Source organism: Acinetobacter sp. NigerLNRRAM0016 (assembly GCF_054112845.1).
In genome coordinates, this window is sequence record NZ_JBSYVT010000002.1 from 186,146 (window position 1) to 199,836 (window position 13,691).

Sequence of the window (13,691 nt, forward strand, 5' to 3'; positions counted from 1 at the left end):
TTCCTTAAACTGTTTCTTTAAATTTGTTTGAAATACGGAAAACACGTGTGCTTGATGTTTTGCTATATTTCGCAAATAAATCAGGTTCTTCTTTCTTCAACAGCGTACTGTCGATACGAGTAGAGGATTGTTCTTTGTAAGTGCAGATAGACTTGCCTTGGCTAATCATCATTTCCGCATCCTGCATCGTTGAGACAATCTTTAATTTGATTTCATCTTCACGAGCCTTATCTGCTTTTAGACGACCTTGAACAGTGATAAGTTCTTCAGCGAGTTTGATATGTTCAAAATCAGCTTCGACTTGTTTACCTACAACATGGTTTGACCAGCGATGTAAAACATCATCAAAACAAGTAGGGTCTGGTGGCACATCAGCAATGACATGGTTGAACCAAAATGCTTTAACTTGTTTAAAGATTGATTCAATTAAATCGTCATCACGTTCAATGCGATACATACGGAACTTGTTGCCACCAATAAGAACGGCAAGATGCCATACTTGGAAGCCTGTAAGTTTCATGTACCAAAGACACTGAGTAAGGTAATAGTCTGGAATTTGATCTGTTCCTTCTTCACCAAATAACTTGGACAAATATTCCGAAGCTGTTTTACATTCCAAGCCTTGGTCTGTAGTTAGTTTCCCATCTTTAAAGAAAACACGTCCTGCGATATCAGGGTTAACAACAGCACGGTCAATGTTACCGATAGCCCAAGACTCTCCGATGTTTTCAAGAGATAATTGCTGAGTAACACGTTGAACTTTCATGCCTGAGCGACGTGAGAACTCTTTTGCAACAACATCTTCAAGTAGGTTGCCGAAATGCGCAGACTCATTTTGTGATTCTTTACGCTCACTACGACCTGTTTTGTCCAACCACAATTGGTATGGTGATTTGTATGGGCTAAAACCAAGGATTGCAGCAACGTCTGAACCACCGATACCTTTTTTACGACCTGCAAGAAATTGGTCACGATTAACTTGTGTATTCATGCTCTAAATCCTCTACGTGAATTCATGATTTCCAAACGAATTGAACCAATTCCCACGTCAATAACTAATTCACGAAAATTTTCATTTGAAGTGATGCCAAATTTGAAAGCCCATCCACCACCAAATCGACCAGAACTTTTGACTTTGAGTGGATTCCACCCCCATTTCTCACCATTGAGGTGACTATTTAAAGGGTCGCGTGTTTTAATGGTTTGCCAAGGGAAGCCTTCCAACAACACGTAAACAGTCGATTTACCAATGTTGATTTCGCTATAATCTTTAGGGACAACAGGGCAGAGCATTCTATAAACCAGTGCTTGCAGCTCATTTCGCTGACCTTTAGGACTATGTTTAATCTCAATAAGTTCACCCATGAGAACCTCCTAACTTTTGAAGTTTCACTGCGATAGAGTCTTCAAGGGCATCATTGATCTTGTCGATTTCATAACGATCAAGATATGCATTGATTTCGCCATCTTCATCACCGACCAATTCAGGTTCTAAGCGATCAATCTGAATGCCTACAGCACGATTAAAGCCGTTACCATCATCGAAACCTGAATAGTCAAAATTCACCTCGATGTAATACTGGTCATTTGCTGTCAATAAGGTTGCATGACAGTCATGTTGACAGTCGTTGTATGGTCCTAAATCGAGCTCATCCACCTTGTAGATGTCTGATGCCACTGTGATCTGCTGCTGTTCTTCAACAGGTAGCTTGGCTGGTTGATACATTTGCACAGACGCTAAAACTGCTGTCATCGCTACTGCACCACCAAAACCCAACAAAATTGATTTGAAATTTAATGAAACCATGTTCATAATCTCCTTATAGCGATTGCTATACCCCCTAAAGAAGCCCCGTCCTCGATCAAAATTTCGGGGCTTTTTATTGCTTAATTTTTAGTTTTAAGCGGAAAAGGTACCAATACGGACAGGGTTTTCAGGAAGCAAGGCAATCACTTTTTCCTTGAATTCTTGAACAATTTCATTACGCAAGAGTTCTTCTTTAACGATTTGCAATGCAAACGATGGCTCACCATCTGAGCTATTTACTACAAGACGCAAGCGAATAGTTTTGTCATCAAGACCGACATAAGCTGGATCAATGATTTCAAAATAACTTGGTAATTTCCCTGCTGTGCTTGAAGCTTCAACTTTGTCAAAGACTGAGCGAGTTTCTTGCATGTTTGATACTGACGAATCAGTAGTTGAAGATGAGCCAACTTTCATGTTGCGAACTGCATTAATTGCTTCCGCAATATGGATCGTTTCACCAGTTTCACTTGTTGCAGCGAATACACTTGCCCAATCTTCAAGTAATGTTGCAAAACGCTTTTGATTAAGTTTGTTATCTTTAAGCTGATTGAGCTTTTCCCAAACTACAGTTGGTTCAAGCTGTAAGACTGCTTTATGGTCACAATGACCTTGAACCAATCCAACAACTTTGAAGTTTAAAATTGCCGTTGCTGATACATTTTTGTGGTCAACAAATACAGGTGCATAAACTTTTACTTCAGGAACAGAATTTTCAGACTGTGTATTACTTGAAACATAACTTTTGAAATCTTCAAAAGATGGGGTTTTTAAAACACCACGTGCACGGTTACGACCAGCTTGAAATTGTTCTAAATCATGAACATTGAAATTTTCATGAATGGCAACAAGTTGACCACGAGATAAATCATTTACAGGTAACGCAAGTTCAACGATTTCTTTAGCAGAGTTTTCCATTTTCAGTACCTTATGGATGGTTGGTAAAATTGTTGTAATGAGAAGGGGGCTGTTTAAGCGTCTTCGGTGAATAATTGGCTTGTATGGTTAGCGAACAAAGTGACATCACCACCAGCATTCAAATGCATTGGAGTTTTTGAGGTGGTGTCCTCTGCACGTTTACCTTTTGCTGTTGGTTCAACAAAAGCGAGTGTGTGTGCAATTTCGACCTGGCTTGAATCACCGATACGAGCAATATCAAGTGTGATTTTGATTTGCCCTTTTTTGTTGTGCTGAACAGCACCTTGAGAAACCATGCTGATAGCTGCACCGAGTTGGTTAGCAAAGGTTCCTGCACCTAAGTCAGCAACAAATTGCTGTGCGTTGGTTGGTTTGGTAGACATTTTTACCTCACATTGGGTTAGTGTGTGAGATAAATATTAGGTAAACCTAATTATTTAGTCAATAGGTATTCCTAATTTATTTTTAGGAATGCCTAATTTTTTGTTTTTGATAAAAGAAAACCTGCATATAGCAGGTTGAGTGGTGTTTATTGATATACTGTTAGATCATCAAAATGCTTGTAATACCAAATTTGTCACCTTAATTACCCCATTTCTCCCAGTCACGGTACCCTGTTAAGCCATGATTCAAAATTTTTATAGATGGGTCTTTTTTCATTATTTCTAAGTTTTGTTGATATTGACTTGAAAATTTAAAATATTCAAAAGTTTGGTGTCCTCTTATCACATATTCGATATGATAATTACCAAAACCCTTAACTGTTAAATTGGGGTGCGTGACTCTTTGTAAATGATTTCTGAGTAAATCAAGTTCACTTGGCTTATTTCTGCGATCAAGCCAAAAAACGATATAAAAAAATATAATTATTAAACCAATAATGCCCAAGTTATATATAAAGTCATGCATTCTTAAATACCTAAATTATAATGATTTAACTTTTTCTTACTCGTTTGGGCTTAAAACACTTATACCTTCAGGTGTTACCATTTTTCCAATTTCGCAATCTGCCAAACCCAACCAATAATTTCAAATTGCTGAGAGATTCTTTCTTCTGCTGTTAGTTCAATTTCTTTATATTCTTCTGAATTATCAGATAACAATCGGATTCCACCAAAGGGTAGGTTATATAAACGCTTGCAGTAATGAAGCCCACCTATACAAATCACATAGATACGACCATCTTTAACCTCTTTGCGACCAAGATCAATGTGGATTGTATCGCCATCATTAATGGTTGGTGTCATTGAGTCGCCTGATGCAGTTGCTGCAACTGCATTAGATTCTGTGATTGCTAAATTGCGTAAAGTCGCTTTGGACATTCTTAATTTACGTCTTTCATTAGCAATAGCTTCATTGAATGAACCACCGCCACAAGCAAAAGAAAAATCCTTGAAAAATGGGATTTCTACTTCGTCATCATCTACTGGAGTATTGGTATCCCATTCATTTACCTGGGTGAATTGAGGATTAATTTCACCATCTTGTTTAGGTGAGCCTTTCCCAGTAGCTAGCCAAATAGGATTTACATTCAAGCGATGTGCTGCACGTAAAAGATTTTCCCCTTCCATTGTTTTAGATTTACCAGAAAGCCAGTCACTAACAGATGGTGGCTTAACACCAACAGCACGAGCAAGTTCTACACCCTTAATTTTTTTAGGTGGTAAAACTTCCATTGCATATTTTAGTCTTTCAGCAAGTGTCTTCATAAGTAACTCTCAAATCATTAGGAAATCCTAACATGAATAAAATTAGGTGTGCCTATTGATTATTTATAAGGAATACCTAATAATTGCTTTTGTTATAGGAGAGCAACATGAATGACAACCAACTTATAGAAGCCCTTGGTGGATGTAATGCAGTTGCACGGCTTTTAGGTATTACAGGACCTTCAGTGAGTGGTTGGAAAGCTATTCCAACTGACAGAAAAATCCGCCTAGCTGTGATTGCGGAAGATCGTGGAATCTGCACACGTAAAGACCTTTTCCCAGAAGATTATCAGGACATTTGGATTGAACTAAGAGAGCCTGAACAAATTCAATAGGTGAACCTATGGAAACAAAAATAATGTTTGTATTCAGCAAAAAACTGTTGGCACCCATGTCAACACGTGTACCGCTGGAAGTCCAAGAGATCATTGATGAATTGGCGATAAGCCAAGGTAGTGATCGTGCGAAATGGTTAAGAGATGCCATAGATAAAAAGATCGAACTGGAGACAGGTCAATCATCATCTGAGCACATAGAAAAATCAAAGAATACAACGTCTACAAGCGTATTCAAGAATGTATGCAGAAATTTGAAAAGTTTTTGGCAGGCATTAAAAAAGCCCGACGTTGCAGGTCGAGCTTCTAGTATTCATCAACATTCAGGTAAATGAACATGAGTAATTTAACAGAACATAAGTGCGCTGGCAAATGTCCAGAGTTTAAAGGGGAACAGTGTCATCACTGTTTGATTATTGAAGGTGAAGCTCCAGTGGCTTTGTTTGTTTCTGGGTTGGATGACGTGGAAGAAGGGGGTGCAGCATGAGTCAATTTACCTTAGGTGAATGGTTGCAATTGGTTGCTGACCTTAAATCATCACAGACTGAATTTAATGCTGGTACTGCAAGCCCTATTTTCCATGTCCAAGAAGAAAAAAAGGTCTATGGGCTGAACTCAGAATATTCAGATAAAGAATGCTGGATTGACGGTGAAGAAGGTACTGAATTTGAAAGTTCTCAACATTACTTTGATGAACTTGATGCAGAAGATAAGCATGCACTGAACGGCTTGGCAATTGAAGAACATTCAGAGCTTTTCAGTGATCTTGATAAGCGTGATCAGGATGATGTTTTAAAAAGTTTTTCTGAAGATAACGACCTACATCTTTACAAAACTTGCTTCAAAACAGAGTGGTTTGAAGTTGGTGTTTTCTTAACGCGCCAAGAAGCTGACGGTTTTATTAAGCGCAAGCAGCATGATTATGGAAAGCTGCGCGTTTACGTTAAATCACTGTATTGGGCACCTCAGCATAAACGCTTAATTCAAGCCATTTTGGATGGTGAAATTAAGTATGTGGTGAAAGGGGTGCAGTCATGAGAAATCGCTTTAGTGGTTATTGCTATTACTGCACGCACTTTGTTGCAAAAGGTGCAGGGCATTTTGAAAAGCGCCAAGACGCTAAAGGTTTTCGTGTCATCCATGCTGAGTGTGTGTTCAAGCAGCGCGAAGAAAAGCAAAAAGCGAATGGGGTGACAGCATGAACCTACGTCGCCCTAAAACACGTTCTCGATTTAAGCATGGTCAGATCGTCAGATTGGATGGCTGGGCTTATCGCGTTGCTTCAACTATACGCATTGATAACTGTGAAATTGTGCATGTGTATGCCAAGTTCCGTTGGTCATTTGGTACTGATATCTCAGCACGTACCGTTACTGCAAAACAATTGGTTTTGATGCGAGGTGCTGCTTGAAAAACAAATTAATTGTTGATCGTAACCAAGCTAAAAAAATTCGTGATAACGACACATGCAAAATCAGCGTAAACATGCGCATGAAGCAAGGATTCAGTAATAAAAATTTGTCTGTGAAGAAGTTTCTTAATCAAGTTTTATGGGTTGCTGAACCTCTTTGCTCCATCCAGTGCGGTGATGAGAAATATGTGAAGCACTTTTCATGTGATCCAGCACCAGAGGGATGGCACCGCGTGACCTTAGAGCGTGCAGGAAGTCGTGTGCATTTTGGTGAGCATCGTCATTTAGTTGAATGCACAGATGTTCGAGTCGCAGATTACTCGGCAGGGAAAATGTTCACTGTGTATCTAACTTTAAAAAAGATCACTGGCGGTGCCGTATGAAAGAACTCCACAAAACTTTGTTGTTCATTTTCATGCTTTTTGGGGCTGCTTTAATTCGATTAGGGGGTGTGGCGTGATTAAAAAACGCAATAAAAAATACAACCCCAATAAACCTGCTTTAAATCCTGTACGCAAGTTTCAGCTTATTGGGGAAGCGATTGAAGAAAATCGCATTCTCGAACTTTGGCAATTAACAAATGGGAAATCTGAGGATCAAGCGCCTGAGTTAGCCCATTTGCTAACTTTGACCAAGGGTACACTTGTAATTGCCATGCGTAAGGATTTAATCGACAGGGAGCAAAGCTTCCATATCAGTTGTGACATATACGCAGATCATCCAGATGGCCGATCTATACAGCTCGATTTTGAAATAGCTGTACCTGAACGCATGACATATGGACAGTTTTTGAATGGTTGTGAAGAAGATCAAGAGCCGATTTACATCGTTGAATGTGGTGTCAAAACTCGCTGGAAAGGTGCCAACAAGTTAATGGATGAATATTTCCATGAAGTTGCGGGACCGGGATTCAAAATTGTAAAGCAGCCATACATTGTGACCTGCTTTTCTGCGTTCAAGAACGTGGCATGCCAGCGCGAATTTAAAGCAGTTCAGATATCTCTTACTGGTAATGGGTTGGGGGTGGCAGCGTGAATTTTAATTTACTTCCTCATGAACTAATTATTGATAATTTTGCGGGTGGTGGTGGCACATCTACAGGCTTAGAGCAAGCATTTAATCGCCCTGTGGATGTGGCAATTAATCATGATCCAAAAGCTTTAGCGATGCATCGAATGAATCATCCTGAGACTAGGCATTACTGTGAGTCTGTTTGGGATATAGATCCAATTCAAGTTACAGGTAATCAACCAGTAGGGTTGGTTTGGCTTTCTCCAGACTGTAAACATTTTTCAAAAGCCAAAGGTAGTAAACCTGTTGAAAAGAAAATTCGTGGTTTGGCTTGGGTGGCACTACGTTGGGCAGCTAAAACTCGCCCACGCGTCATTATGCTTGAGAATGTTGAAGAGTTTAAAACATGGGGTGATCTTGCTGCAGATGGGAAACCATGTCCTAAAAATAAAGGTCGTACTTTCAAATCATTTGTGAACGCACTTAAAAAACAAGGTTACCAAGTTGATTATCGAGAATTACGAGCATGTGACTATGGCTCACCAACTATCCGTAAGAGATTCTTTCTCATTGCTAGGCGTGATGGTTTAAAAATTCAATGGCCACAACCAACGCATGGTCATCCTGATTCTATACAGGTGCAAAAAGGAAATTTAAAACCTTGGCGTACCGCTGCGGAATGTATTGACTGGTCAATTGAATGTCCGAGTATTTTCACACGTACACGTCCGCTTGCACCTGCAACACTTGAACGTATTGCAGGTGGACTTAAGAAGTTTGTTTTTGATAATCCAGATCCGTTCATTATTAATGGCATGGCTCCAGTTTTAACTGAGTGTGCAAATGCATCGAACAAACGGTCAATGCCAATTAATGAGCCGCTGCGGACTATCTGTGCGCAAACTAAAGGTGGACATCATGCATTGATTGCACCTTTTATTTCGACCTACTACGGCAAAAAACAAGGTGAAGAGACACGAGGTTTTTTACTTAAAGAACCCACTCGTACAGTAACAACAGAGAATAGATTCGGTTTATTAAGTGCATTTCTTGCTAAGAATTACACTGGTGTATTGGGCAGTTCAGCAAAAGAGCCTGTGCATACGATTACAGCAAAGGACCACAACTCACTTGTCGTTAGTCATCTATCAAAGATGAAGAATAACTGCATTGGGCAGGAACTTAGTGAACCGATCCACACCATGACCACTGTAAACCAGTTTGCTGAAGTTCGCGCATTCCTCACTGCATTTTACGGAAATGAAAAAGATGGGAACTCTATTGGGGAGCCGCTGCGCACAATCCCAACTCGTGACCGGTTTGGATTGGTAACTGTTGGCCAACAACAATATCAAATTGCAGATATTGGTTTTCGCATGTTGCAACCAGTTGAACTTTTTAAAGCACAAGGTTTTCCAGATTCTTATATTTTTGAAAAAGGGCTGGACGAGACAGGCAATGAAATCAAGTTAACTAAAACAGAGCAGACAAGAATGGTGGGTAATTCAGTTTGCCCTCAACTTGCACGAGCCTTGGTGGAAGCTAACTTTAGCCATGAGAAAAAATACCGAGGTGCTGCATGAGCAATTTCAACTTTGTTAAAGCTGTACGTCAAATTTCCATGCCACCAACAACTAAGTTAGTGGCAATCACTTTGGCTACATACGCTGATTATGAAACTGGTGAATGTTTTCCATCCATTCAAACACTCATGGATGATACTGGACTATCAAATCGAGCAGTGGGCTTACACATTAAACACATCGAAAATTTAGGAATATTGGTTGTAGATCGTTCAAATGGTCGTCGATCTTATTACCGTTTTGATGTAGAAGGTCTCACAAAAGCAGTGACGCAGGGTCACAGCTCGGACAATGAAAGCAGTGACTCTGATAACAATACCAGTGACTCTGACGACAGTGAACCAGTGACTCTCACGCAACAACCAGTGACTCTGGTGCAAAAAGCAGTGACGCAGGGTCATACTAACTACCAAGAACAACCAATAGAACAACCAATAGAACGTAGTAGTAATACACACGAAGAAAAAATTTCACAACCGCCAGTTCAATTTGTTCAGTACCACAATTTTGATCTTGCAAAAATCTCAGTGATCGAACTTGGTCAGAAATATTCAACATTGAAATCTGATTTCATCGAATTGTCTAAACCTAGACACCCTGATCTTGATCAACACGATCTTGAAAACCTGTTTGATGAATTTGGAGATTGGTTTGCATCACCGAATGATTACGGTAAGCAATCTTTCAAGACAGCACAGAAGTGGGCTGTAGCGTTCCTGACATGGGTAAACAACAACAAGCATAAACTTATCAACCGAAAGGCGAAAAATAGCGTCACTGAGCAATCAGGACGAAATAAACCTATCCAAACACCATCTGCATACCAAGCTAAACAGGAAAATGTAAATCGTTGGTTGCGTTATGGTCAAAAAGTCCGTGAAGAACAACATCAGGAATCATCAATAATTGATGTAGTACCTGAACCCCCAAAGAACTTTCTGATTGAGGAGGTGGGTCATGCGTGAGTTCACCATTACTGAAGCACGTCGTTTAATTGACAAAATGCGTATTCGTTACGGTAAGAAATTTACAGATTTTTGGGCAGCAGTTGATGAAGCTGATCTTGAACAGGCAATGATTGAGGACTTTTCAGGATTGACAGTTCAGCAGCTGGAAAATGGGTATAACCGTATGCTCCATGAACCATGGCCACCATGTATTCAAGATTTTAAGATTTGGTGTTTACAAGGTTCACATTGGCTCACTGAAAATGAAGCATGGCAACAAGCATTAGCATACGAGAAATCGAATCAGACGATCTCAATCAGTGTGCATGTGCTCAAAACCCTTAAAGAATTTAAGAAAGGTTTTGATGAGTTAAACCCTCGTGCTGAATCACAGTCAAAAGCATTCAAGGATATGTACGTCCGTATCGTTTCAAATGCGAAATTGATGGGAGATGTTCAAGCATTCACTGATCCAGTTGGGGCATTAAAAGCACCTAAGGAAGATGGGAGAAGAATCACCACCTGTCCACCTGAATTGATGGCTCAGGTGAAGGGTATTAATAAAAATTCTAATGCAGGTAGAGCATGACAAATTATTTATCACAATCTCAAATTAAGAGACTGGTCCATCAACGTGACAACAAGCCTAAACAGCCAAAGTATGGGAATCATAAAGTTGTCGTTGATGGTGAAAAAGTTGCTGATTCACAGCATGAATATCGTCGTTTAAATGATTTAAAGGTCTTACAACGTGCAGGTGAGATCAAGGATTTACAGACCCAGGTTCGATACAACCTGATACCGGCACAGAAAATTTGTGGTGAGAAAGTACGTGGCACAGATTACATAGCAGACTTTGTTTATTGGACCAAAGATGATCAGTTCATCTGTGAAGATGCCAAAGGTCATAAAACTGCGGATTACATCATCAAACGTAAATTGATGAAATTAATTCACAATATTGACGTAGTTGAAGTTTAAGAACGATTTAGGGGAGTATGACAATGAAGTCTAACGCTGAAACAATCCTTGAAGCCATTGAGGATTTACATAATCAAGAGCAAATCGTTACTAGAGAAACTTTGTCACAATTGACAGGCTTCAAATTATCTATCGTTGATGATCGTTTAAGCCATCTTGTCGATAGTGGCCAGATTATCCGTGTACAGCGTGGTGTATTCATTCCAGCCCCTAAACATCGCCCATCTCGTATTATGTCCAAGATGGTTTTACCTGATGGTACCGTTAAAATTGAAATTGGTGATGATCAGATTTTGACATTAACGCCACGTGAAGCACGTAACCTTGGCAATCTCATGGTTGCTGAAGCGATGCAATATGCAAATATTGAGATGGGTCATCATATGGCAATACTTCAGAGTGAAGTTTCAGGTCAAGTACGTAAATTATCGAAGCAAGTAGGGGATTTATTGGATATAGGCAAGCAAGGAGAGCTGTTGTAATTTATCAAAACGGCTTCACCCCCCTCTAAGGTTAGACCTCCCCCACATATATACATGATCATTAAACCAATATGAGGTTTGGTGATCATGGCTGAAAAAAAAGTAATTGATTGGGAAAAGATCGAACTCGATTATCGAGCAGGTATTAAGTCTCTACGTCAAATTGCAGGTGAGCATGATATTGCAGAATCAGGCATTAGACGTAGAGCAAAGCAATACGAATGGGTTCGTGATCTATCTGAAAAAATTAAAGCTAAAGCAGATGACATTGTGCGCAAGGAGAGTGTGCGCAGCAGTGTGCGCACGAAAACGACCATTTCAGAAAAAGACACTATCGATGCAAATGCCAATGAAGTAGCGTCAGTTCGATTAGCACATCGTAAGGATATTCAACGTTCACGCAAGATTGCTATGAGCCTATTTGATGAGCTCGAAATGATGGTCGGTCAAGAGAATGTCAAATTGCTGGAAATGTTGGGTGAGCTCATGTGGTCACCTGATGATAAAGGCAATGACAAAGTAAATGACCTTTATATGAAGATCATCTCAATGCCTGGTCGTGTGAAGTCTATGAAAGATTTAAGCGACACACTCAAAACATTGATTGCTTTAGAACGTCAAGCGTTTGGACTTGATGATGAGAACAATAAACCTGTCGATGCACTGACTGCATTACTTGAACGAGTGAGCACTGGAAATAGTTCTGCGTTCAAACCAATTGCAGATGATCCTGAATATTAGTGCATGTACGTGAATGGAACGACTAATCACCCACACCAAAACAATTTCATTCACGTACACGCTTCAAAAATGCACCAATGTTGTGCAAAATGGAGTAAAAATTGATTTATAACACTAACTTACAGCCACTACCGACAAATGCCGAGGAGCTTGAACGCTGCTTGGCAGACCCTGTTTGGCGTATTTTTAGTGGCTGTTTATATAAGATTAAAATTAAAGGTGATGACTTTGTAAATGAGTTGGGGCAAGTAGAAGAAGCTCCAACATTTGAATTACCATTCCAGCCTAATGATGCACAGAAGAAATTCTTAAATCGGTTGTGGTACCGCAATATTATTTTAAAAGCACGTCAGTTAGGTTTCACCACATTGATTTGTATTTTATGGCTTGATCACGCTTTATTTAACGCCAATCAGCATTGCGGTGTTATTGCACAGAACCTTGAAACTGTTGGTGATATTTTTAGCGATAAGATTAAATTTGCGTACGATAACTTACCACCTGAAATATTAGAACGCTTTCCACTCAAAACCAATAATGGAACTGAGATGGAATTCGCCCATAATGGTTCTAAAATTTCAGTGGCCACATCATTCCGTGGCGGTACCATGCACCGCTTACTTATTTCTGAATACGGTAAGATTTGCGCTCAATCACCTGGTAAAGCGAAAGAGGTTCGTACAGGTTCATTACCAGCAGTTCCAACAACAGGTATATGTGTCATTGAATCTACTGCTGAAGGTCGTGGTGGTGACTTCTTTGATAAGGTTCAGATCGCACAGAAGAACTTTGCTTCACGCAAAAAACTTACGCCAAAAGATTTCAGACTACATTTTTATGGTTGGTGGGAAGAACCTAAGTACCGTATTGACTCAACTGAAGTCATTATTTCAAAAAAAGATCATAATATTTTTGATCACATTGAAATTGTTGTATCCAGAAACTTAGGCAAGAAGATCAAAATTGATCCTGATCAACGTGCTTGGTATGTATCAACACGTGATAATGATCTATCTGGTGATCAGGCTTTAATGTGGCAAGAGTATCCCTCATTTCCTGACGAAGCATTTCAGGTCAGTACAGAAGGGAACTACTACGCAAAAGATATGCTTGAGTTGCGTAAACGTAGTGGTATTGCTCAAATTGAAGTTTTAGATGTACCGACGTGTACGTTTTGGGATATTGGCAACCATGATGGTTGTGCAATTTGGTTCCATCAAATGATGAATCAGCAAGATCGCTTTATTGATTATGAAGAAGATCATTTTCAAGATTTACGTCATTACGTGAAACTGATTAAAGATAAACCTTATATCTATCATACTCATTATTTACCGCACGATGCAGCACATCAAAGGCTTGGTGATTACAACAAGTCAGTATTAGAAATGCTTGAGGAATTATTACCTGGTCATAATTTTGTGGTCATTCCACGTATTACGTTACTCACAACTGGTATTCAACAGACTCGTAGACATTTAAAGAATGCTTGGTTTGATGAAGAACGTTGCAAACTGGGTATCGAACGGATCGAAGGCTATAAAAAGAAATTTAACCAACAAGCCAATATGTTTATTGATCAGCCTGATAAATCCAATGGTTGCTCAGAAGGTGCAGATGCACTTAGACAATGGGCACAGGCTAAAGATGCAGGTTTGCTTGGTGATTACGTCTATACGGCTAGTCTTACTGGTATGAATCAAGGTACAACACATCAAAATCAACATGGTTATGTCGAAGCACCTCCGACAGATTGGCGTTTATAA

Annotated in this window: 22 protein-coding genes; 15 read left to right on the plus strand and 7 right to left on the minus strand. The window is 39.6% G+C overall.

Annotated elements, in window-relative coordinates; genetic code table 11:
- Positions 1 to 4: 4 nt before the first annotated feature.
- The 7 genes from ACWQ4X_RS02645 to ACWQ4X_RS02675 form a co-directional block, all read right to left on the minus strand.
- Positions 5 to 991 carry a YqaJ viral recombinase family nuclease gene (locus tag ACWQ4X_RS02645; protein ID WP_457902616.1) on the minus strand — a complete coding sequence of 329 codons (987 nt, stop codon included), beginning with the start codon at positions 989 to 991 and terminating at the stop codon, positions 5 to 7.
- Complete coding sequence (locus tag ACWQ4X_RS02650; protein WP_317097631.1) at positions 988 to 1,365, minus strand: hypothetical protein; 378 nt, start codon at positions 1,363 to 1,365, stop codon at positions 988 to 990. Before ACWQ4X_RS02650 ends, ACWQ4X_RS02645 begins: the two co-directional genes overlap by 4 nt.
- On the minus strand, positions 1,358 to 1,807 hold the full coding sequence (locus ACWQ4X_RS02655) for a hypothetical protein (protein WP_457902617.1): 450 nt from the start codon (positions 1,805 to 1,807) through the stop codon (positions 1,358 to 1,360). Before ACWQ4X_RS02655 ends, ACWQ4X_RS02650 begins: the two co-directional genes overlap by 8 nt.
- A 93-nt stretch (positions 1,808 to 1,900) precedes the next feature.
- Entirely contained in the window at positions 1,901 to 2,725 is an 825-nt protein-coding gene (locus ACWQ4X_RS02660; RefSeq protein WP_457902618.1) for a DUF2303 family protein, read from the minus strand.
- Positions 2,726 to 2,778: 53 nt separating this feature from the next.
- Positions 2,779 to 3,108 (minus strand): hypothetical protein, encoded by a 330-nt coding sequence (locus ACWQ4X_RS02665; protein WP_010112842.1) that lies wholly within the window; start codon positions 3,106 to 3,108, stop codon positions 2,779 to 2,781.
- A gap of 199 nt (positions 3,109 to 3,307) precedes the next feature.
- Entirely contained in the window at positions 3,308 to 3,634 is a 327-nt protein-coding gene (locus tag ACWQ4X_RS02670; RefSeq protein WP_457902619.1) for a hypothetical protein, read from the minus strand.
- Between the two features lie 74 nt (positions 3,635 to 3,708).
- The gene (locus ACWQ4X_RS02675) at positions 3,709 to 4,434 is read right to left on the minus strand and encodes a LexA family transcriptional regulator (protein ID WP_457902620.1); all 726 of its coding nucleotides are present in this window, start codon (positions 4,432 to 4,434) and stop codon (positions 3,709 to 3,711) included.
- Positions 4,435 to 4,541: 107 nt separating this feature from the next.
- Between ACWQ4X_RS02675 and ACWQ4X_RS02680 the strand changes: the two genes are divergently transcribed.
- The 15 genes from ACWQ4X_RS02680 to ACWQ4X_RS02750 all read left to right on the plus strand — a co-directional run bounded on the left by ACWQ4X_RS02680 (position 4,542) and on the right by ACWQ4X_RS02750 (position 13,691).
- Positions 4,542 to 4,769: a Cro/CI family transcriptional regulator gene (locus ACWQ4X_RS02680; RefSeq protein ID WP_004761406.1), complete on the plus strand. Its 228-nt coding sequence runs from the start codon at positions 4,542 to 4,544 to the stop codon at positions 4,767 to 4,769.
- An 8-nt stretch (positions 4,770 to 4,777) separates the two neighbouring features.
- Positions 4,778 to 5,104: a hypothetical protein gene (locus ACWQ4X_RS02685; protein ID WP_457902621.1), complete on the plus strand. Its 327-nt coding sequence runs from the start codon at positions 4,778 to 4,780 to the stop codon at positions 5,102 to 5,104.
- Positions 5,105 to 5,106: 2 nt separating this feature from the next.
- Complete coding sequence (locus ACWQ4X_RS02690) at positions 5,107 to 5,256, plus strand: hypothetical protein (RefSeq protein WP_334069726.1); 150 nt, start codon at positions 5,107 to 5,109, stop codon at positions 5,254 to 5,256.
- A complete protein-coding gene (locus tag ACWQ4X_RS02695; RefSeq protein WP_457902622.1) occupies positions 5,253 to 5,807 on the plus strand; it encodes a hypothetical protein in 555 nt (184 codons plus the stop codon). Before ACWQ4X_RS02690 ends, ACWQ4X_RS02695 begins: the two co-directional genes overlap by 4 nt.
- Positions 5,804 to 5,971, plus strand: a complete 168-nt coding sequence (locus ACWQ4X_RS02700; RefSeq protein WP_158654358.1) for a hypothetical protein — start codon at positions 5,804 to 5,806, stop codon at positions 5,969 to 5,971. Before ACWQ4X_RS02695 ends, ACWQ4X_RS02700 begins: the two co-directional genes overlap by 4 nt.
- Positions 5,968 to 6,180 carry a hypothetical protein gene (locus ACWQ4X_RS02705; protein WP_457902623.1) on the plus strand — a complete coding sequence of 71 codons (213 nt, stop codon included), beginning with the start codon at positions 5,968 to 5,970 and terminating at the stop codon, positions 6,178 to 6,180. The genes ACWQ4X_RS02700 and ACWQ4X_RS02705 overlap by 4 nt, the downstream gene beginning before the upstream one ends.
- Entirely contained in the window at positions 6,177 to 6,563 is a 387-nt protein-coding gene (locus tag ACWQ4X_RS02710; protein WP_457902624.1) for a hypothetical protein, read from the plus strand. The genes ACWQ4X_RS02705 and ACWQ4X_RS02710 overlap by 4 nt, the downstream gene beginning before the upstream one ends.
- Before the next feature lie 73 nt (positions 6,564 to 6,636).
- A complete protein-coding gene (locus ACWQ4X_RS02715) occupies positions 6,637 to 7,215 on the plus strand; it encodes a hypothetical protein (protein ID WP_457902625.1) in 579 nt (192 codons plus the stop codon).
- A complete protein-coding gene (locus tag ACWQ4X_RS02720) occupies positions 7,212 to 8,774 on the plus strand; it encodes a DNA cytosine methyltransferase (RefSeq protein WP_457902626.1) in 1,563 nt (520 codons plus the stop codon). The genes ACWQ4X_RS02715 and ACWQ4X_RS02720 overlap by 4 nt, the downstream gene beginning before the upstream one ends.
- Positions 8,771 to 9,739, plus strand: coding sequence for a helix-turn-helix domain-containing protein (locus ACWQ4X_RS02725; protein WP_457902627.1), 969 nt, complete (start codon positions 8,771 to 8,773; stop codon positions 9,737 to 9,739). Before ACWQ4X_RS02720 ends, ACWQ4X_RS02725 begins: the two co-directional genes overlap by 4 nt.
- The gene (locus tag ACWQ4X_RS02730) at positions 9,732 to 10,310 is read left to right on the plus strand and encodes a hypothetical protein (protein WP_457902628.1); all 579 of its coding nucleotides are present in this window, start codon (positions 9,732 to 9,734) and stop codon (positions 10,308 to 10,310) included. Before ACWQ4X_RS02725 ends, ACWQ4X_RS02730 begins: the two co-directional genes overlap by 8 nt.
- On the plus strand, positions 10,307 to 10,702 hold the full coding sequence (locus ACWQ4X_RS02735; protein WP_111883828.1) for a DUF1064 domain-containing protein: 396 nt from the start codon (positions 10,307 to 10,309) through the stop codon (positions 10,700 to 10,702). Before ACWQ4X_RS02730 ends, ACWQ4X_RS02735 begins: the two co-directional genes overlap by 4 nt.
- 23 nt (positions 10,703 to 10,725) lie before the next feature.
- Positions 10,726 to 11,184: a hypothetical protein gene (locus ACWQ4X_RS02740; RefSeq protein WP_010112825.1), complete on the plus strand. Its 459-nt coding sequence runs from the start codon at positions 10,726 to 10,728 to the stop codon at positions 11,182 to 11,184.
- 87 nt (positions 11,185 to 11,271) lie between these two features.
- Complete coding sequence (locus ACWQ4X_RS02745; RefSeq protein ID WP_174498774.1) at positions 11,272 to 11,925, plus strand: hypothetical protein; 654 nt, start codon at positions 11,272 to 11,274, stop codon at positions 11,923 to 11,925.
- A gap of 101 nt (positions 11,926 to 12,026) precedes the next feature.
- Entirely contained in the window at positions 12,027 to 13,691 is a 1,665-nt protein-coding gene (locus ACWQ4X_RS02750) for a terminase (RefSeq protein ID WP_168377803.1), read from the plus strand.